General features: G+C 70.4%; 18 protein-coding genes. 11 read left to right on the top strand and 7 right to left on the bottom strand.

What is annotated here, in order from left to right:
• The first annotated feature begins 61 nt into the window (after window positions 1-61).
• Window positions 62-1,081, top strand: coding sequence for a lasso peptide biosynthesis protein (locus JGU66_04295; GenBank protein ID MBJ6759971.1), 1,020 nt, complete (start codon window positions 62-64; stop codon window positions 1,079-1,081).
• On the opposite strand, the gene JGU66_04290 is transcribed toward JGU66_04295, so the two are convergent.
• On the bottom strand, window positions 1,065-2,090 hold the full coding sequence (locus JGU66_04290) for an arginine N-succinyltransferase (GenBank protein MBJ6759970.1): 1,026 nt from the start codon (window positions 2,088-2,090) through the stop codon (window positions 1,065-1,067). The genes JGU66_04295 and JGU66_04290 overlap by 17 nt on opposite strands.
• A 342-nt stretch (window positions 2,091-2,432) precedes the next feature.
• Here JGU66_04290 and JGU66_04285 point away from each other — a divergent pair, with 342 nt between their 5' ends.
• The 3 genes from JGU66_04285 to JGU66_04275 all read left to right on the top strand — a co-directional run bounded on the left by JGU66_04285 (window position 2,433) and on the right by JGU66_04275 (window position 5,250).
• A complete protein-coding gene (locus tag JGU66_04285; GenBank protein ID MBJ6759969.1) occupies window positions 2,433-3,455 on the top strand; it encodes a heparin lyase I family protein in 1,023 nt (340 codons plus the stop codon).
• A 143-nt stretch (window positions 3,456-3,598) separates the two neighbouring features.
• Window positions 3,599-4,882 carry a TIGR04013 family B12-binding domain/radical SAM domain-containing protein gene (locus JGU66_04280; protein ID MBJ6759968.1) on the top strand — a complete coding sequence of 428 codons (1,284 nt, stop codon included), beginning with the start codon at window positions 3,599-3,601 and terminating at the stop codon, window positions 4,880-4,882.
• 23 nt (window positions 4,883-4,905) lie between these two features.
• Window positions 4,906-5,250 carry a hypothetical protein gene (locus JGU66_04275; protein ID MBJ6759967.1) on the top strand — a complete coding sequence of 115 codons (345 nt, stop codon included), beginning with the start codon at window positions 4,906-4,908 and terminating at the stop codon, window positions 5,248-5,250.
• Window positions 5,251-5,343: 93 nt separating this feature from the next.
• Here JGU66_04275 and JGU66_04270 read toward each other — a convergent pair whose 3' ends face one another.
• The 3 genes from JGU66_04270 to aceB form a co-directional block, all read right to left on the bottom strand.
• Window positions 5,344-5,730 carry a hypothetical protein gene (locus JGU66_04270; protein ID MBJ6759966.1) on the bottom strand — a complete coding sequence of 129 codons (387 nt, stop codon included), beginning with the start codon at window positions 5,728-5,730 and terminating at the stop codon, window positions 5,344-5,346.
• A 171-nt stretch (window positions 5,731-5,901) separates the two neighbouring features.
• Window positions 5,902-7,188, bottom strand: a complete 1,287-nt coding sequence (gene aceA / locus JGU66_04265) for an isocitrate lyase (protein MBJ6759965.1) — start codon at window positions 7,186-7,188, stop codon at window positions 5,902-5,904.
• Between the two features lie 43 nt (window positions 7,189-7,231).
• Complete coding sequence (gene aceB, locus JGU66_04260) at window positions 7,232-8,857, bottom strand: malate synthase A (protein MBJ6759964.1); 1,626 nt, start codon at window positions 8,855-8,857, stop codon at window positions 7,232-7,234.
• A gap of 231 nt (window positions 8,858-9,088) precedes the next feature.
• Here aceB and JGU66_04255 point away from each other — a divergent pair, with 231 nt between their 5' ends.
• Window positions 9,089-9,445 (top strand): PspC domain-containing protein, encoded by a 357-nt coding sequence (locus JGU66_04255; GenBank protein MBJ6759963.1) that lies wholly within the window; start codon window positions 9,089-9,091, stop codon window positions 9,443-9,445.
• Here JGU66_04255 and JGU66_04250 read toward each other — a convergent pair whose 3' ends face one another.
• On the bottom strand, window positions 9,446-11,338 hold the full coding sequence (locus tag JGU66_04250) for a methyl-accepting chemotaxis protein (GenBank protein MBJ6759962.1): 1,893 nt from the start codon (window positions 11,336-11,338) through the stop codon (window positions 9,446-9,448). It lies immediately after the preceding gene.
• Window positions 11,339-11,350: 12 nt separating this feature from the next.
• The gene (locus tag JGU66_04245; protein MBJ6759961.1) at window positions 11,351-11,893 is read right to left on the bottom strand and encodes a PDC sensor domain-containing protein; all 543 of its coding nucleotides are present in this window, start codon (window positions 11,891-11,893) and stop codon (window positions 11,351-11,353) included.
• 307 nt (window positions 11,894-12,200) lie between these two features.
• Between JGU66_04245 and fumC the strand changes: the two genes are divergently transcribed.
• The 6 genes from fumC to JGU66_04215 all read left to right on the top strand — a co-directional run bounded on the left by fumC (window position 12,201) and on the right by JGU66_04215 (window position 17,446).
• The gene (gene fumC / locus JGU66_04240) at window positions 12,201-13,598 is read left to right on the top strand and encodes a class II fumarate hydratase (GenBank protein ID MBJ6759960.1); all 1,398 of its coding nucleotides are present in this window, start codon (window positions 12,201-12,203) and stop codon (window positions 13,596-13,598) included.
• A gap of 56 nt (window positions 13,599-13,654) precedes the next feature.
• The gene (locus tag JGU66_04235; GenBank protein ID MBJ6759959.1) at window positions 13,655-14,026 is read left to right on the top strand and encodes a hypothetical protein; all 372 of its coding nucleotides are present in this window, start codon (window positions 13,655-13,657) and stop codon (window positions 14,024-14,026) included.
• Between the two features lie 54 nt (window positions 14,027-14,080).
• Window positions 14,081-15,274 (top strand): SMP-30/gluconolactonase/LRE family protein, encoded by a 1,194-nt coding sequence (locus JGU66_04230; protein ID MBJ6759958.1) that lies wholly within the window; start codon window positions 14,081-14,083, stop codon window positions 15,272-15,274.
• Between the two features lie 83 nt (window positions 15,275-15,357).
• On the top strand, window positions 15,358-15,957 hold the full coding sequence (gene clpP, locus JGU66_04225; protein MBJ6759957.1) for an ATP-dependent Clp endopeptidase proteolytic subunit ClpP: 600 nt from the start codon (window positions 15,358-15,360) through the stop codon (window positions 15,955-15,957).
• Between the two features lie 221 nt (window positions 15,958-16,178).
• Window positions 16,179-16,574, top strand: a complete 396-nt coding sequence (locus tag JGU66_04220; GenBank protein ID MBJ6759956.1) for a hypothetical protein — start codon at window positions 16,179-16,181, stop codon at window positions 16,572-16,574.
• A 245-nt stretch (window positions 16,575-16,819) separates the two neighbouring features.
• A complete protein-coding gene (locus JGU66_04215; GenBank protein ID MBJ6759955.1) occupies window positions 16,820-17,446 on the top strand; it encodes a hypothetical protein in 627 nt (208 codons plus the stop codon).
• A gap of 3 nt (window positions 17,447-17,449) precedes the next feature.
• On the opposite strand, the gene JGU66_04210 is transcribed toward JGU66_04215, so the two are convergent.
• The gene (locus JGU66_04210) at window positions 17,450-17,965 is read right to left on the bottom strand and encodes an ester cyclase (protein MBJ6759954.1); all 516 of its coding nucleotides are present in this window, start codon (window positions 17,963-17,965) and stop codon (window positions 17,450-17,452) included.
• Window positions 17,966-18,007 lie beyond the last annotated feature (42 nt).

Below are 18,007 nucleotides of genomic sequence, written 5' to 3'. Positions count from 1 at the left end.
GCCCCTCCACGCTATCCCGCCTTCTGGCTCCGGTCCTCAAATCGACACACACTCTCCGCCCGTGAACGCCCTCCTGGTCGCTCTGCTCCTCGCTCTCCCAGATAAGCCTGTAAACACGGAGCCTCCTGCGCGCTCGGACCGCTATGTCTTCGCGTGGCGCGGGGTTCCGGTGGGCACGGTGAGCCTGCGCTGGGAGGCGGGGCGCTTCACGTACGAGAGCCGTCACCTGCACACGCGTGAGGGGCAGGTGGGCGAGCGGGTTCGCGAGGTGCCGCTGCGGGTGGATGCCGCGGGGCGCGTGGAGGGGACGGACGCGGTGCCGCAAGCGCTGTGGCTGTGGCACGGGCCGCCGCCGGTGGGGTGCGTGACGGGGCGCGAGGAGCTGTCGGGCCAGGAGGGGCCGCACTGCGTGACGGTGGTGCGCGGGGCGCAGGTGGAGGGCACGCTGCTGGGGGCGGCGTTCCGCGCGCGTTACGGCGAGGACGGGGGACTGGTGGCGCTGGAGGTGGGGGACTCGCGCTTCACCCGGGCGGCGCCGGGAGAGCGGCTGCGCGCGCCGCCGGAGCTGTTCTCCGCCGGACTCCAGGTGGAGGGGCAGGGGAGCGGGCCGCTGCGGTTGGAGCCCGCGCTGGAGGTGCCGGAGCGGCTGCCGGACATGACGGCGTGGACCGCCGGGCCCGCGCGGGCGCTGGCGGCGCGGGTGCACGCCGCGTTTCCGAGCAAGGGGCCGTCCGCGGCGGACTGGCGCGTGGGCGCGGACGCGGAGGCGGGCGGGTGCCTGGCGCACGCGCTGCGCTTCGCGACGCTGGCGGCGCGGCAGGGGAAGCGGGTGGGCGTGGTGCACGGCCTGCTGGTGGTGGATGGCGGCCCGGCGCGCCCGCACGCGTGGGTGCGGGTGGCGCTCGCGGGAGGCGGTACGCTGGACCTGGACCCCACCTCGCTGGACGCCGTGTCGCCGGCCACGCACGTGGCGGTGGCGTTGGTGTCCGCGGAGGGGCCCGGCCTGGAGGCGGGGGAGCGCTGGCTGGCGCTCCTGCGCGGGGCGCACCGGGTGGTGCGGGGCGCTACTCGAAGGGAATGATGGACAGCCGGGCGCCGGGCTCCACGTCGAGCACTTCCTTGGCGCGAGCGGGGAGGTAGACGACCTGGTTGTCCAGGCGCGCCTGGCAGCGCACGGCGCGGAAGCGGTTGCGGCCCGAGTCGTTCTCGATGGCGACGAGCACGTCATCGCCCTCCATCTCGAAGTCCTCCTCCGCGAGCTTCACGGTGCGGTAGCGGCGCACGAGCGAGACGTCGCCGGTGTTCGCCTCGAAGTGGGGGCCGCCGTCGAACGGGTCGATGCGCTCCACGTAGCGGAAGCCGATGCGCTCCAGCATGCGCTGCACGCCGCGCGTGGCCGGGCCCACCTCGCCCAGCACCTTCTGCACGCGGTCCGGGAACAGCGACGCGTAGATGTCCGAGGAGGGGAACAGCTCCTTGATGAACTCCTTGTTCTGCCGGCTCAGGCGGTCCGCCTCCAGGTACGTCAGGCCGGTGAACTTCTTGCCGCACGCCTCCCACAGGAGGCTGCGCCCGTCCGGCAACAGCGGCGGCAAGAGCTCCGCGAGCACGCGCGGGCGGAACAGCCGCCGGTGCATGGCGATGAAGAGGAAGCGCACGAAGGACAGCTGCTTGCCGGGCTTGTCCGGCGTGGCGCGATAGGGCGGGTCCACCACCAGGCCGCCAATCTCCGTGGGGCCCTCGTAGTTGTAGGCGATGGACAGCACCTTGTGCCGCAGGTGGCGCTCGAGCGACGCCGAGTAGTGCTCGCGCTCGCTCACCTCGTAATAGATGTGCGGGGCCTCGTACGTGCCGTGCTGCGCGATGATCATCGACGTGCCGATGATGAGGTTGTTCCGCACGTCCTCGAGCACGAAGAGGTACTCGCGTCCGAAGGGGTCCTTCACCTTGCCCGCGAAGCTCTTCACCGACTTGTCGATGATGGCTTCGAGCGTCTCTTCATTGTTCGGCAGGTTCACGGTGTTGAGCACCGCGGCCAGCCGCTTCAGGCCAGCAAGGTCGGTCTTCTGGACGTCACGCAGGACGAGCATGGGGCACCCGGGACGGCCCCGGAGTGGGGCCGCCGGTAGGGGTGTGGACCATACACCACGCCTGCGGGCCGCCAGCCACCTGGATGCATGTCCGCCATGACGCACCGCGTTGGTGGTGGCCTGGACGCCCGGACGGAGGGTGTGGGCTCGCCGCGCGCCGCCCTGTGAAACATGCTGAAGACAGACATCCGCCCGGCTGAGTGGATGCCCTGTTGTCAGACAACCGGGATGACTTCTCAAGAGGAATGAAGGCTGGAATGCATTGCGATAGGGTTTGTCAATCGTTGGCTGTCAAACCTTCGCAAGGATGTGTCATTGAGAGTTCTGCCCCTTTGGCTTGCGATGTCGGTGGTACCGGCTCTGGCGTCCGCGGAGATCGTCTGGAAAGGCGACTTCGAGACGGGGGACCGGTCGCAGTACAGCAGCACCCAGATGGTCAGCGCGGATCGCCTCCAGGTGGTGACGTCACCGGTGGCCGAGGGCAAATACGCGCTCAAGGCCACGGTGAAGCAAGGGGACGACCCCATCGGGTCCAGCGGGAATCGCAATGAGCTGGTCTACATGGGGGACGAGGCGGTGGGCTCGGAGTACTACTACCGCTGGAAGGTGATGTTCGCTCCGGACTTCCCGAGCGAGGAAACCTGGCAGCTCTTCACGCAGTGGCACCATGACGGCTGCTGTGGCTCGCCGCCGGTGGAGTTCTTCGTCTATGGCGAGGAGATTCGTCTGTCATTGAATGACAGCGAGACGCCGTGGACCACCAAGCTGACCCGTGGCGTGTGGCACGAGTTCATCTTCCACGTGAAGTGGTCGTCGGACCCGAAGGTGGGCTTCGTGGAGCTGTGGCACAACGGCCAGCTCGTCCTGCCCAAGCGCAACGTCGGGACGATGTACTCGGGCATGAAGAACTACCTGAAGCTGGGCCTGTATCGGAACGAGACCGTGTCCCAGACAGGCGTCGTCTACCATGACGGGTTCATCCAGGCGACGCGCGCCGAGGATGTCTTCCCCTCGACGCCGACGCCCACGCCGGATGCGGGCACGCCCACGCCGGTGGACGCGGGCACGCCCCCCACCGTGACGCCGGATGCGGGGACGACTCCGCCCACCGTGACGCCGGATGCGGGCACGCCCCCCACGACGGATGCGGGGACGACTCCGCCCACCGTGACGCCGGATGCGGGCACGCCGCCCACCGCGACGCCGGATGCGGGGACGACTCCGCCCACGGTCACGCCGGATGCGGGCGTGACGACCCCGCAGCCCGTGGCTGCGCCGGATGGCTGCTCCTCCACGGGAGGTTCGCTCGCGGCACTGTCCCTCTTGGGCTTGCTGGGGCTGGCGCGCGCGCGCCGTCGCGCCTGAGGTCCCCGGGCCCCCGGTGTTCCCAGCCATGGGGCATCGGGGGCCGCTTCGTTGGGGAACCCGCCCTCTCTGCGGACGAGGGGGCGATGCCCGCGAGGAAGCGGCGGAGCGCGTGAGGGGCTGTGGCATCATCGCGGCCCCGCATGTCCTCGCGCCCTCAGGTCTCGCTCGTCCTCAGCTATCAGTACCCCGGCAAGTACGCGTTCACCGTGCTGGCTGGGGCCGTGGAGGCGGACCCGGCGCTCGCGGACGTGTCGCTGCACTTCCCGCGCGACCGCGAGTCCCTGCTGACCACCGTGCGCGAGCGGGTGGACGCGGGCGACGTGGTGGTGGTCGCCTGGTCGTTCTACTCGGCCAGCTTCGGCCCCGCCGCCGAGGAGCTGGCCTGGGTTCGCGCACGGCTGGAGGGTCGTCAGGCGCTGTGCATCGCGGGCGGGGTGCACGCCACGGCCGAGCCGCTCCAGACGCTCCAGGCCGGCTTCGACCTCATCGCCGTGGGCGAGGGTGAGCACACGCTGCGCGCCCTGCTCCTGCGCGTGCTCCGCGGCGAGGACCCGCGCGGGACGCATGGCGTGGCGTATCTGGACGCGGGCAAGCTGGTGCAGCGAGGCCATGGCGAGGGCGTGCGGCTGGATGACTTCCCGCCCTTCGCCGCGCGGCACGCGAAGTTCGGCGCGGTGGAAATCACCCGAGGCTGCATCTACGCCTGCCGCTTCTGTCAGACGCCCTTCATGAGCAAGGCGCGCTTCCGTCATCGCTCGGTGGCCAACGTGGCGCGGTGGGCGGGAGAGCTCCGACGCGCGGGTCGGCGGGACATCCGCTTCATCACGCCCACGTCCATGTCCTACGGCACGGCGGACGAGACGATGAACCTGGCCGCGGTGGAGGAGCTGCTCGTCGCGGTGCGCGAGGCCATGGGGCCGGACGGGCGCATCTTCTACGGCACCTTTCCCTCGGAGGTCCGCCCGGAGCATGTGACGCCCGAGGCCCTGGCGCTGCTCAAGCGCCACGTGCACAACGACAACCTCATCATCGGAGGCCAGTCCGGCTCCGAGCGCATGCTCCAGGCCACGCGTCGGGGACACGACGTGGAGACGGTGGTGCGGGCGGCACGCCTCGCGGTGGAGGGTGGCTTCGTGCCCAACGTGGACTTCATCCTCGGGCTGCCGGGCGAGGAGCCGGAGGACGTGGACGCCACGCTGGACTTGATGCAGCGGCTGGCGGAGCTGGGCGCGCGGGTGCATGGGCACACGTTCATGCCCTTGCCCGGGACGCCTTATCGAGACGCGCCCCCGGGACGGGTGGATGCGCGAGCCCAGCAGCGACTGGATTGGCTCGCGTCACAGGGGCGCTTGTACGGACACTGGAAGCAGCAGGGCGCGCTCGCCGAGCAGATTGCCGCCCGAAGACAGCCACGCGCGCGGTAGCGGGCGCCGTTAGGATGGATGCGATGGCAGACCAGACGCCGCCCTATTGGGTCCTCATCTCCGTGCTGTTCAGCTCCCAGCCGCTGACGCCGGCGCTGGCGATGACGCTGCACGAGGCCGCCTATGAGCTGCATCAGCGCGGCGAGGGCTCGCGCGAGGTGTCCGGCGACCTGCTCAGCGGGCGGGTGCGCAACCTGCGCAAGGACGTGTCGCTCGGAGGCGTGGCGGGACCGGCCTTCGAGGCGGAGATCGAGACGGAGCGAGGCTCGGGCATGGTGCGCTTCGTCCTCACGCAGCAGGGGTTGGAGCTGATGCGCCAGTCCGAGCCCCAGCCGCGCGTCCCCGCCCGCCCCAAGTACCTCAACTGAAGCTTCTGAAATGAAGCCTCGGAAATGAAACGGGGCGGGCCCACCCGCGAAAGTGGAGCCGCCCCTCGAGACTCGCGTCGTGCGCCGCGTGCGCTACTCGCGCTCGAGGTCGATCTTCATGTCGTTGCCCATGCCGAGGATGGCCTGGGACATGGACACGGAGGACATGATGGCCAGGTCGTTGAGCGCCTTGGTGTCATCCGCGGAGGGCGCCGCGCCCGCCTTGCCACCCTGGCCGCCCTTCACCGCGTTCATCATGTAGGAGCCGAGCAGCGCGCCGTGCGGGGACGCGCCCACCTGGGATAGCGCCGACGCCACCACGGAGCTGCCGGACAGCGGGTCCCCCGGGCGCGGAGCCTGGGCGCTGGAGCCCTGCACGAGCGCGCCGAAGCGGGCACCGGACGTTCCGCCCACCGAGCTGCCCGTGTTGGTGGTGGGGGCCTGCACCCGAGGACCACCGAGGGACGTGATGCTGTTCATGGCTGCTCCCGTCACGACCCCGTGGGCACACCACGCGCTTTTGGGGCGTCTGATCCCCATTATCGCCCGGCCGGGCCCGAAGTTGCGCGCCCCGACTGAAAAGCCGAAGGCCGCGAACCCACTGGGGATTTCCCCACACGGGCCGCGGCCTCGGGCGTCAAACGGGCCGGCCTAGAACTGATGGGCCTCGGTGGATTCGTGCAGGGCCAGGGTGCTGGCGCTGCCGCCGGAGATGATCTCCGCCACCTGGTCGAAGTAGCCGGTGCCCACCTCGCGCTGGTGACGCGTGGCGGTGTAGCCGTCCTTCTCCGCGCCGAACTCGGCCTGCTGCAGCTCGCTGTAGGCCGCCATGCCGCGGTCCTTGTACTGGCGCGCCAGCTGGTACATCGAGTGGTTTAGCGAGTGGAAGCCGGCCAGGGTGACGAACTGGAACTTGTAGCCCATGGCGCCCAGCTCGCGCTGGAACTTGGCGATGGTCGCGTCGTCCAGGTTCTTCTTCCAGTTGAAGGACGGCGAGCAGTTGTACGCCAGGAGCTTGCCCGGGTGCTTCGCGTGAATGCCCTCGGCGAACTCGCGCGCCTGCTGGAGGTCCGGGGTGCTCGTCTCGCACCAGATGAGGTCCGCGAAGGGCGCGTACGCCAGGCCGCGCGCGATGGCGCACGCCAGGCCACCCTTGAGCCGGTGGAAGCCCTCGTGCGTGCGGCCCGCCTTGTGGTCGATGAACGCGTGGTCGTACTCGTCCGCGTCGCTCATCAGCAGCTTGGCGCTGTCCGCGTCCGTGCGCGCCACCAAGAGCGTGGGCACGCCCATGACGTCCGCCGCCAGCCGCGCCGCCGTCAGCGTGCGGACGAAGTGGCTGGTGGGCACCAGCACCTTGCCGCCCATGTGGCCACACTTCTTCTCGCTGGCGAGCTGATCCTCGAAGTGCACGCCCGCGGCGCCCGCCTCAATCATCGACTTCATCAGCTCGTAGGCGTTGAGCGGACCGCCGAAGCCGGCCTCCGCGTCCGCCAGGATGGGCGCGAACCAGTAGCGGTCGCTCTTCCCCTCGGCGTGGTCGATCTGATCCGCGCGGCGCAGCGAGTTGTTGATCTTCTTCACCACGGACGGGACGCTGTCCACCGGGTACAGGCTCTGGTCCGGGTACATCTGCCCGGCCGAGTTCGCGTCCGCCGCCACCTGCCAGCCGGACAGGTAGATGGCCTTCAGGCCCGCGCGCACCATCTGCACGGCCTGGTTGCCCGTGAGCGCGCCGAGCGCGTTGATGTACGGGTCCGTGTGGAGCAGCTCCCACAGGCGCTTGGAGCCCATCTCGGCCAGCGTGTACTGGATGCGGATGGAGCCGCGCAGCTTCTCCACGTCCTTGTGGGAGTAGTTGCGCTGGATGCCCTCGAACCGCCGGGCATGGAGCTTCGCGTGGGGGGAGGCTTCGGAAGGGGTCTGCGTCGCGTCGTACATGCCGGGACTCCTCGCTGCAGGTCAGTCAGGTTGGGGTGGAACTTCAGGAAGCGGTGTCGAGGGCCTCGTAGGCCGGGAGGGTGAGGAAGTCCTCGAAGGTGTCGGCGGTGGACAGCTGCTCGAAGAGGCCGCGCGCGCGCTCCAGGTGCGCGGCGCCGTAGCGCTCCTTCGCGCCTTCCTTCTCGATGCGGGCCATCTCCTGCGCGAGCAGCTCGCGGAACAGCGCGGGCGTCACCTTGCGGCCGTCCTCGAGCGTGGCGCCGTGGTGGATCCACTGCCACACCTGCGCGCGGGAAATCTCCGCGGTGGCCGCGTCCTCCATGAGGTTGTAGAGCGGCACGCAGCCCAGTCCGCCGAGCCACGCGGCCATGTACTGGATGCCCACGCGGATGTTGTGGCGCAGCCCTTCCTCGGTGCGCGTGCCGGAGGGGACCTTGAGCAGCTCGGCCTCGGTGATGCGCACGTCGGCGCGCGCATTGTCGAGCTGGTGGGGGCCCTTCATGTTCGCGTCGAAGATGTCGCGCGCCAGGGGCACGAGGCCGGGGTGCGCCACCCAGGTGCCGTCGTGGCCGTTCTTCACCTCGCGCAGCTTGTCGACGCGGACCTTCTCCATCACCGCGTCGTTGGCGGCGGCGTCACCCTTGATGGGGATGAAGGCGGCCATGCCGCCCATGGCGTGCACGCGGCGGCGGTGGCACGTCTGGATGAGCAGCTGCGAGTAGGCGTTGAGGAACGCCTTGTCCATGGTGACCTGCCCGCGGTCCGGCAGCACCACGGACGCGTCCGACTGGAGCGTCTTGATGAAGCTGAAGATGTAGTCCCACCGACCGCAGTTGAGCCCCGCCGAGTGCTCGCGCAGCTCGTGCAGGATTTCGTGCATCTCGAACGCGGCGGGCAGCGTCTCGATGAGCACCGTGGCCTTGATGGTGCCGCGCGGGATGCCCAGCGCGCCCTGCGCCTCCAGGAACACGTCGTTCCAGAGGCGCGCCTCCAGGTGGCTCTGCATCTTCGGCAGGTAGAAGTACGGGCCCGTGCCGCGCTCCAACTGCGCGCGCGCGTTGTGGAAGAAGAAGAGCCCGAAGTCGAAGAGCGAGCCGGACACCGGCTGGCCATCCACCGTCAGGTGCCGCTCCAGCAGGTGCCAGCCGCGGGGCCGCACGAAGAGCACCGCCGTCTTCGGCTGGAGCGCGTAGTGCTTGCCGCCCTCGGCCGTGAAGTCGATGGTGCGGCGCACGGCGTCGCGCAGGTTGAGCTGCCCGCGCACCACGTTGTCCCAGGTGGGGCTGTTGGCGTCCTCGAAGTCCGCCATGAACACGTTCGCGCCCGAGTTCAGCGCGTTGATGATCATCTTCCGGTCCACCGGGCCGGTGATTTCCACCCGCCGGTCCTGGAGGTCCGCCGGCAGCGGGGCCACCGTCCAGTCGCCCTCCCGGATGGCCTGCGTCTCCGGCAGGAAGTGCGGGCGCTCACCCCGGCGCCAGGCCGCCGCCTTCTCCTGGCGCCGCGCCATCAGCGCCTCGCGCCGCGCCCCGAAGGCCCGGACGAGCCGCGCCACGAAGGCCACCGCCTCGGGCGTCAGGACCTCCGCGTAATCCGGCTGCCACGGGCCCTGGAGGCTCACGCCCGGACCGAAGGTCGGGCTCTTCTGCGTCGGGACGGTCGCGCTCATCCGTGCTCCTGACATGCCGCGTTGTAAATGCGCTCTGCCGGGTCCGAAAATGCTTCGCCAGAGTGCGAATTGGAAGCCTTGGTGAATTAGAAGCCGCTTGGCTGTAAGGTTGTCAACACCTAGTGGATTAAATCTGTAAATCAACAGACTTGCGCAATGGGGTCGCGGCGGGCCCGTAAGCCAGGATGAGGCTCGGCTCCACGCGGAAGCCGGCCCTCGGAGGGTCACGCCATGGAGGGAACGAAGCGCTGCACGGCTTGCTCGAAGGAACTCGGCGCGCGGGTCGTGCGCTGCCCGGAGTGCCACGAGCGCCTGATTCCGATGCACCGAGGCGAAGGCCGCACGTTGCTGGGCGCCTGCGCGGCGCTCGCGCGGGAGCTGAACGTGGACCCCGCGCTCGTGCGGGTGGCCTTCATGGTGACGCTGGCCGTCTCGGGCGGGACGGCCCTGCTCGTGTACCTGCTCTTGTGCGGCTTCACGCCGGCGGCGCAGGGCGGCACGGCCCCGCTGCAGCGGTTGGTGGACTGGCTGGCCCGCGTGGGCAACGCCCCGGTGGACGAGGCGCCGCGCTACGAGCGGCGCGTCTAGCTACACGCGCCAGGCGCGGGCCACGGCCTCCATGCGGCCGGCCACGTCACGCAGCTGCTGAGTCATCTGCTGCGTGACGCGGAGGCCCTGCATCGTCTCTTCCATCACCCGGGACAGGTCCGTCACCGAGGTGAAAATCTGGGCGATGCCGGCGTTCTGCTGGGTCACCGCGGCGGCAATCTGGTGCGCCGCGGAGGCGTTGTCCTGGATGATGCCCGCCAGCTCGCGCAGGCTGTCTCCGCTGGCGCGCACCTGGGCCAGGCCCGTCTCGGTGCGGCGCTGCCCCTCCTCGGACAGCGCCACCGTGGCGTGGATGCCGCCGCGGATGTCGTCGAGGATTTCCCGCACCCGGCCGGTCGCCTGGATGGACTGGTCCGCGAGGCTGCGAATCTCGCGCGCCACCACGTTGAAGCCCTTGCCGTGCTCGCCCGAGCGCACCGCCTCGATGGCCGCGTTGAGCGCGAGCATGTTGGACTGGTCCGCCAGGTCCTTCACCGTCTGGGTGATGCCGCCAATCTGCTGCGTGCGGTCGTTGAGCTGGGCGATGCTGGAGGCCATGCGCGTCACCTGCTCGCGCAGCTGCTCGAAGCCCTGGAGGCTCTCGCCGACGGTGCTCTCGCCGGACTGGCCCACCTCGCGGGCGCGCGTGGCCACGCCGAGCACCGCCTGTGAGCGCTCGGCGGCCATCATCGACGTCTGCTTGATTTCCTGCGCCGTCACCTGGGTCTCCTGGATGGCGGCGGACTGCTGCGCCAGGGTGCGCTCCTGCTGGGCCGCGGCGGAGGTGAGCGCCTCCACGGTTTCTCCGAGCACGCGCGTGCCCTGCTGGAGGCTCGTGGTGGACTCGCGCAGGTGCGCGAGCAAGCGGGAGAAGGCGGTGGCCAGCTCGCCCACCTCGTCCTGTCGGCTGTGGAACTCGACCTTCTGCGTGAGGTCTCCCTCGCGCACGATGCGGCCCACCACGTCGCTCAGCGTGGCGATGGGGCGGGTGATGCCGCGCGCGAGCCACGAGGACGCGAGCGCGCCCAGCGTCAGGCAGATGACGACCATGAGGGAGGCCACCTGGATGGAGTTCGCCACCACCGCGTAGGCCTCGGCGGAGTCCACGGTGGCCACGAAGCGCCAGCCGTCTCCCACGTCGTGCAGGTGGGAGTCGTTGGCGGCCTCCTCGCGGATGGGGGAGGTGGGGCGCGCGGTGGCGGCGTCACGCGAGTCGTAGAGCGACGTACCGTCCGCGGCGAGCACCTCCAGGGCGAAGCTCTCCTGGCCGCGCGCGTGGGCGCGCTGGATGACGGTGGACACCACGTCGCCCACCTGGGCCCAGTCATACGCGGCCAGCAACAGGCCGATGCGCTCGCCGGTGATGGGGCTGACCACGGGTACGGCCAGGGACAGCACGCGCTTGCCGAAGAAGGGGTCCACCTGGGTGAGGGTGTGCGCGTCGAAGTGGCCCTCGCGCGTCGCCTGGAACCAGGGGGCGGCGAGCACCTCGCGCTGGTGTCCGGCGAAGGCGTCACGCAGCGCGGGCGTGCTGAAGGACACCGCTCTGCCGTCCGGAGTGAAGAGCGCCAGGCCGGCGAAGGACGGGTGCCGGCGGTGGAGCGAGGCGAGCACCGCGTCGCTCTTCGCGTAGGTGTCGAAGAGGAGCGAGCCTCGCATCACGGAGTCCTCGGCCCAGCTCTGGACGCTCGCTTCGCGCTCGGCGAGCGTCCCCTCCACCACGTCGCGCAGGCCCTCGGCCTCCACCTGGAGCGTGGCGTGGATCTGCTTCTGGAGGTCGCGCCGGGAGAAGGACACGCCCAGCGTGACGAGGGGGACGATGGCCACGAGCAGCAGCAGCGAGACGGACAGCGTGAGGCGGCCGCGCAGTTTCATTCCAGCCAGCAGGCGCATGGGAGGGGGGCTTCAGAGGTCGAGGAGGGAGATGCCGAACGTGACCGCGCCAATGACCTGCGCACCGTCGCGGATGGGGAGCGAGACCTGGACGACGAAGGCCTGGGTGGACTCGTCGAAGACGACCTCCGAGCGATGCTCTCCGCCTCGGCCGCCCGCGTACGCCCGTTGCCACGCGGGCTCGTCGCCTTGCCAGTAATCCGATGTGCGGCCCGTGGCGCCCACCAGCGCGCCCTGATCATCCATGGCGAAGGACTCCGCCACCTTCAAGCCCCAGGGCTGACGCAGCCGCCGCAGCGCGCGCGAGCAGGTGTTGTCCAGCAGCGCCTGTTGGAAGGGCGTCAGCGCGGTGGCGGCGGTCCACTCGCCATCCCGTTGGAGCACCGTGGCCCTCGGCACGTGTCGCGCGTTCTGCGCCCGCACGGCCTTCACCACCTCCGGATCCGCGGCCAGCTTCCGCAGCTCCGGCACCAGCGCATCCACCTTCTTCACCTGCGCGACGCCCTCCGGAGGCATCTGCGCCAGGACCGCCACCGCCAGACTCAGCCACACCATCGACATGCACGCGCACCCCGACGCGCCTCGGTGGCGGGACTCGGCCTGCCGGGCGTCCCACGGAGTGTGACACATGAAACATTTCCCCTTCCAACCCGATGCGCCTGCCTGCTCTCCGCCGCGCGTCGCCCGAGGGAAACGCAGGGGCCCGGGTGCCTCCGGACTCGCATGGGGATGTGTCATGTTTCACGGGAATTAAATGTTTCGCACGGTCGTGCTGCCGGGGCGCAGGGGGCGTGTTAACTCGGGCGGACAGGCCGAGGCTCGCCCGCTGGGAGGAGGGGTGGGCTCGGGAAGAAGGGATGCCATGAGCACGAAGAACGTTCGCATCGAGAAAGACACCTTTGGTCCCATCGAGGTCCCCGCGGACCGGCTCTGGGGCGCGCAGACGCAGCGCAGCCGCCAGAACTTCGCCATCTCCACGGAGCGCATGCCCCTGGCGCTCATCCAGGCGCTGGTGTTGGTGAAGAAGGCGGCGGCGCTCGTCAATCAGGAGAACGGCTCGCTCGGGGGCGACAAGGCGGAGGCCATCGTGCGCGCGGCGGACGAGGTGCTCGCGGGCGGGCACGACGAGGAGTTCCCGCTGCTCGTGTGGCAGACGGGCAGCGGCACCCAGACGAACATGAACTGCAACGAGGTGCTGGCCAACCGCGCCTCGGAGTTGATGGGCGGCGAGCGCGGCGAGAGCCGACGCGTGCACCCCAACGACGACGTGAACAAGGGGCAGAGCTCCAACGACGTCTTCCCCACCGCGATGAGCGTGGCCGCGGTGGAGGCGCTGACGCGGCAGGTGCTGCCCGAGCTGGAGTCGCTGCGCGACGTGCTCGCCGAGAAGGCCGAGGCGTTCAAGGACATCGTCAAGATTGGCCGCACGCACCTCCAGGACGCCACGCCGCTCACGCTGGGCCAGGAGTTCAGCGGCTACGTGGCGCAGCTGGAGCACGCGCGCGCGCACGTGGAGGCGTCGCTGCCGCACCTGTCCGAGCTGGCGCTGGGCGGCACCGCGGTGGGCACGGGCCTCAACGCCCCGCCGGGCTACGCGGAGCGCGTGGCGCGAGAGATTGGTCGGCTGACCGGACACGTGTTCCGCACCGCGCCCAACAAGTTCGAGGCGCTGGCCGCCAACGACGCGCTGGTGCACGCGCACGGCACGCTCAAGGGGCTCGCGGCGGTGCTGTTCAAGCTGGCCAACGACGTACGGTGGCTGGCGTCCGGGCCGCGCTCGGGCATTGGGGAGCTGACCATCCCGGAGAACGAGCCGGGCAGCTCCATCATGCCGGGCAAGGTGAACCCCACGCAGAGCGAGGCGCTCACCATGTTGTGCGCGCAGGTGATGGGCAACGACGTGGCCATCTCGCTGGGCGGGGCCTCGGGCAACTTCGAGCTCAACGTCTACAAGCCGCTGCTCATCCACAACTTCCTGCAGAGCTGCCGGCTGCTCGCGGATGGCATGCGCAGCTTCCGGCTCCACTGCGCCGTGGGCATCGAGCCGAACCTGCCGCGCCTGAAGGAGAACCTGGAGCGCAGCCTCATGCTGGTGACGGCCCTCAATCCGCACATCGGCTACGACAACGCCGCGCGCATCGCGAAGAAGGCGCACAAGGACGGCACCACGCTCAAGGAGGCCGCGGTCGCGCTGGGGCTCGTCACGCCCGAGCAGTTCGACCAGTGGGTGCGCCCCGAGCAGATGACCGGGCCTCGGTAGCGCCCCGCGCGTGAGGTAGGCTGCGGCCCCTCGAGTCGAGCCCCGGGGGGCCCCGCGTGAGCGCGAAGCAGGCGAAGCCGGTTCCGCAGGAGTCGTCGTCGACGGGTGCGTCGAAGTCCTTTGGCGCGCTCATCTCCCAGTTCGCGGACGACCCGCGCGTGCAGGCGCCTCAGCCCTCGCGGCGCGCGTTCGGGTCCACGGCCCTCAAGGTGGAGGGCCGCATCTTCGCCATGCTCGTGAAGGAGCGGCTGGTGGTGAAGCTGCCGAAGGCGCGCGTCGAGGCGATGCTCGGGGCTGGCAAGGGCGAGGCGTTCACCGCGGGCGGTGGGCGCGTGATGAAGGAGTGGGTGGTCGTGGTGAGTCCGGCGCGGAGCTGGCCCGCGCTCGCTCGCGAGGCCTTGGACTTCGTGGCCGGTGAGGAGGCTTGAGATGACGCGGACCTTGTGGGTCGGTCGGCTGTTCGCGCTGGCGTTGCTCGCGGGATGCCGGACGGTGGCGTCGGGCGATCCGATTCTCCAGGCGCTTCATCGACAGGCGGCGGCCACGCCGGACGATGTCGCGGTGCTCTACTCGCTCGCCGCGGTGGAGGCGGGAATGGCGCGCTGGCGCAGTCGCGGCGGACGCTGGAGCGGCTCGATGCGCTGGGCTGGGGCCATGCGCTGGAGCCGCTCGACTTCGGCCCGTGGAGCGCGAGCGCGGAGTTCCAAGCGGTCGCGAAGCGCATCGCCGCTCGCGAGGTCGTCGTGGCCCGCAGCCAGCCCCTGTTCACCCTCGCCGAGCGCGACTTCCTCCCCGAGGGCATCGCCTGGGACGCGCGCACGGGGACGTTCTTCGTGGGCAGCCTCCGTCATCGCAAGGTGGTGGCGTTCGGGGCGGACGGCGTCGCGCGGGACTTCATCTCCGAGGCGCGTGACGGACTCTGGAGCGTGCTCGGCATCAAGGTGGACACCGCGCGCCGCCACCTGTGGCTGGCCAGCCGGGCCGGCACGATGGGCAAGGACATCCCCGAGGCGCAGCGCGGCCACACGGGCATCTTCCAGTACGACCTGGACTCGGGCGCGCTCCTTCGCAAGGTGACGTGGACAGGGAAGCTCGGTGAGCACCTCTTCAACGACCTGGCGCTGCATCCCAACGGCGACGTGTACGTCTCCGACACCGACGCGGGGCAGGTCCACGTGCTGCGCGCGGGCAGTGACGCCCTCGTGCCGCTGGTTCCGCCGGGGACGGTGGTGGGGGCCAACGGCCTCGCGCTCTCCGAGGATGGCGCGAGGCTGTACGTGGCGGACTACCGGGGCCTGTGGTGGGTGGACCTCGCGAGCGGTCGAGCGAGTCCGGTGCAGTCGCCTCCGGGCACCACGCTGGGCGGCATCGACGGGCTCATTCCCCAAGGGGAGGGCGGGGCGCTCGTGGCGATCCAGAACGGCCTGGGGCGAGGGCGCGTCCTCCGCCTGATGCTGGGCTCGGACCCGGCGCGGGTGGAGCGCGTGGAGGTGCTGGAGACGGGCAATGCCCTCTTCGAGACACCCACCACGGGCGTGGTGGCCCAGGGGCGGTTCGTCTACATCGCCAACAGCCATGTCCGGGAGTGGGTGGCGGAGGGCCATCCGCCCCGCGAGCCACTCTCCGCGTCCCAGGTGCTGAGCCTGCCCCTGGGCGGCGTGGACGCGGCGCGGTAGGGCCGGCGCAACCGTGGGGCAGCGCACGCTCCGTGCCAAAGAGACGGGCACGACGCCGCGAGGACGATTAGGGTAGGGACGCCATGAACGTCCCCTTCGTCATTGAAACCACGCACCGCGGCGAGCGGGCGTACGACCTCTACAGCCGGCTCCTCAAGGACCGCATCATCCTCCTGGGCACGCCCATCAACGACGACGTCGCGAACGTCATCGTCGCCCAGCTCCTCTTCCTGGAGTCCGAGGACCCCGACAAGGGCATCAACCTCTACATCAACTCGCCGGGCGGCTCGGTCACCGCGGCGCTCGCGATGTACGACACGATGCAGTACGTCAAGTGTCCGGTGTCGACCATCTGCATCGGACAGGCCGCCTCCGCGGGCGCGCTGTTGTTGCTGGCGGGCTCGAAGGGCAAGCGCGCCGCGCTCCCCAACAGCCGCATCATGATTCATCAGCCGCTGGGCGGCGCGCAGGGCCAGGCCTCCGACATCGCCATCCAGGCGAAGGAGATCCTCCGGCTGCGCAGCTACATCAACGGCCTCATCGTGAAGCACACCGGCCACAGCCTGGAGCGCATCGAGAAGGACACCGAGCGCGACTACTACATGAGCGCCGAGGAGGCCCGGCAGTACGGCCTCATCGACGAGGTGGTGGAGAAGCAGGGCGTTCCGCTGCCCACCCGCTAGGTACCCGCCGGGGCGACTTGCCTCGCGAACGGGAATGCAGAGACAGGGCCACTGCTCCGGGACGGGCGGTGGCCCTTCTGTTTCGTGCGAAGCCCGGGGCATTCCGCACGCCCAACGGTGGCGCGGTCCCGTGCTGGTGCAGTGGGCAGGCGCAGTGGCCTCGGGCGAGGCGGGCCGCTCGGGCTCCTGCGAGGGGCGCGGCGCGTGGCCAACGTGCGGATATGGCGCCTCGCACCCTGGCATTCCTTCTCGCCGCGTCCTCGCTGCTGGGCTCCGCGTGCATCGGTCCCACTGGACGTCCTCCCGAGCCACCCAACTCCGCGCGAGTCCAGGAGGAGCTGGGCGAGCGGGACGTCATCCAAGCGGGGCAGGCCTATGCCCAGCAGAACAGCCTGGTGCTGTCGCAGCCGGGCGAGGCCGTGCAGATTCGGCCCAACTACTGGCGTGTCCGCTTCGGCCTGCCGGAGAAGGGCTCCGGCAAGGTGCTGGAGCTGGAGTTCGACTCGTTGGCCCGGCACGTGACGCGCGTGCAGGAGATCGACGTCGTCTCCGGCGAGGCCATTCCGGTCAACCCCTCCAGCGCGGCCGGGGGCCCCACGACCCAGCCTCCGCCTTGAGCGGGGCGCCTCGGCCTGCGTGGCGAGCTGGCGGCGAGCCAGCGCACGAGGGCTGCGTCACGAGGTGGGCGGACCGGGGCGTTGCTCGGCGGGGCCTTCCACTCCGCGCCTCCAACCGTTGAAAGGCGTCCGCGCGCATCAGACTGGCGTAGCGGGGACGCGGTGGGAGGTCCAGGATGCTGCCGTGGACGCGCGCTCGGCGCCGTCTTCCGCTAGCGTTCCTGGGTTGGCAGGAGGTCTTCGCGATGGAGTCGCACGAGACGCGGTTGGAGCGGCTGGAGCAGCGCTACCGGCGGTTGCAGGGAGTCACGCTCACGGCGCTCGTGCTGGCGGGGCTGGGGATGGGCGCGACGGTGCTGCGCGAGGAGTCGATGCCGAGCGGTGAGCTGGTCGCGTCGCGCTTCGTGCTCACCGATGCCCAGGGCCGCGCGCGCGCCACGTGGGGCGTGGAGGAGAACGGCGCCACCCAGCTCGTCTTGCGGGACAACGCGGGGCGGCCTCGCGCGCTCCTGGGCGTGGATGGGGATGGCTCGCCGCGGCTGCGCTTCTCCGCGCAGGGCGGCGAGATGCTGGCGGAGCTGACCGTGTACTCCGACGAGGCGCCGCGGCTGACGCTGGCCAAGCCCGGCGGCGTGGAGTTGTTCGCGGTGGGCCTCCAGGTGGATGGCTCGTCGCGGCTGGAGCTGTCGGATCCCGATGGTCGGCCGCGCGTCATCCTCGGCGCGGATGAGCAGGGCTCTCCGGGGCTGCTGCTGGTGGACCGCAAGGGCCAGGCCCGGGTGAACCTGCGCGTGTCTCCCTCCGACAACGCGAGCCTCATCCTCGAGGGCAATGACGGCGAGGTGTTCCGCGCGCCAGTGCCCGTGCAGTGAGCCTCACGGCGTGGGCGGGACCACCGAGTAACCGCGTTGCAACAAGGGCGCGAGCCGGTCGCTGACGTCCCACGCCTCCACCACCTGTCCGTCGCGCATGCGCCAGAGGGACTGCCCTTGCAGCGTCACGCGCCGGAGCTGGCCGTGGGGGTCTCGCGGGCCCTTCGCGTCCGTCCCCGTGGCGCGCCAGTGCAAGGAGACCAGGTCTCCATCCGCCATCACGTGCAGCAGGTCGAAGCGCAGGTCCGGGAACGCGGCGAAGCTGGCCTCGGCCTGCTGGCGCAGCAGCGCGGGCCCCTGTTTGTTCGGGGGTGAATCCAGGGTGCGGTCCATGAAGTCGGCCGCGATGTACTCGGGGATTCGGTCCAGGCGCTTCTGGTTGTAGACCTCCTCGGTGAACTGCCGCGCGCGCAGCTTGTTCTGCTCGCCGGGCGAGGCGGTCCGCTCGGCGGGCGCGGTGGTGGCGCACCCAGCGAGGCAGGCCGCGAGCAGGAGGGACAGCGTCAGGCGTTTCGTCATGGCGCCCGGAGTCTGCGTCCGGGCACCTGGCGCGGCAGGGGT

Source organism: Myxococcaceae bacterium JPH2 (genome assembly GCA_016458225.1).
Classification (GTDB): Bacteria; Myxococcota; Myxococcia; order Myxococcales; family Myxococcaceae; genus Citreicoccus.
The sequence above is the reverse complement of the archived record's forward strand: the minus strand, read 5'-3'. Positions and strand labels throughout refer to the sequence as shown.

Excerpts from the sequence above, each read along its gene's own strand:
- JGU66_04290 (MBJ6759970.1), bottom strand. The coding sequence starts at position 2,090 with ATGCTCGTCCTGCGTGACGTCCAGAAGACCGACCTTGCTGGCCTGAAG.
- JGU66_04285 (MBJ6759969.1), top strand. The coding sequence starts at position 2,433 with ATGTCGGTGGTACCGGCTCTGGCGTCCGCGGAGATCGTCTGGAAAGGC.
- JGU66_04280 (MBJ6759968.1), top strand. The coding sequence starts at position 3,599 with ATGTCCTCGCGCCCTCAGGTCTCGCTCGTCCTCAGCTATCAGTACCCC.
- JGU66_04275 (MBJ6759967.1), top strand. The coding sequence starts at position 4,906 with ATGGCAGACCAGACGCCGCCCTATTGGGTCCTCATCTCCGTGCTGTTC.
- JGU66_04270 (MBJ6759966.1), bottom strand. The coding sequence starts at position 5,730 with ATGAACAGCATCACGTCCCTCGGTGGTCCTCGGGTGCAGGCCCCCACC.
- aceA (MBJ6759965.1), bottom strand. The coding sequence starts at position 7,188 with ATGTACGACGCGACGCAGACCCCTTCCGAAGCCTCCCCCCACGCGAAG.
- aceB (MBJ6759964.1), bottom strand. The coding sequence starts at position 8,857 with ATGAGCGCGACCGTCCCGACGCAGAAGAGCCCGACCTTCGGTCCGGGC.
- JGU66_04255 (MBJ6759963.1), top strand. The coding sequence starts at position 9,089 with ATGGAGGGAACGAAGCGCTGCACGGCTTGCTCGAAGGAACTCGGCGCG.
- JGU66_04250 (MBJ6759962.1), bottom strand. The coding sequence starts at position 11,338 with ATGCGCCTGCTGGCTGGAATGAAACTGCGCGGCCGCCTCACGCTGTCC.
- JGU66_04245 (MBJ6759961.1), bottom strand. The coding sequence starts at position 11,893 with ATGGTGTGGCTGAGTCTGGCGGTGGCGGTCCTGGCGCAGATGCCTCCG.
- fumC (MBJ6759960.1), top strand. The coding sequence starts at position 12,201 with ATGAGCACGAAGAACGTTCGCATCGAGAAAGACACCTTTGGTCCCATC.
- JGU66_04230 (MBJ6759958.1), top strand. The coding sequence starts at position 14,081 with ATGCCGGACGGTGGCGTCGGGCGATCCGATTCTCCAGGCGCTTCATCG.
- clpP (MBJ6759957.1), top strand. The coding sequence starts at position 15,358 with ATGAACGTCCCCTTCGTCATTGAAACCACGCACCGCGGCGAGCGGGCG.
- JGU66_04220 (MBJ6759956.1), top strand. The coding sequence starts at position 16,179 with ATGGCGCCTCGCACCCTGGCATTCCTTCTCGCCGCGTCCTCGCTGCTG.
- JGU66_04215 (MBJ6759955.1), top strand. The coding sequence starts at position 16,820 with ATGGAGTCGCACGAGACGCGGTTGGAGCGGCTGGAGCAGCGCTACCGG.
- JGU66_04210 (MBJ6759954.1), bottom strand. The coding sequence starts at position 17,965 with ATGACGAAACGCCTGACGCTGTCCCTCCTGCTCGCGGCCTGCCTCGCT.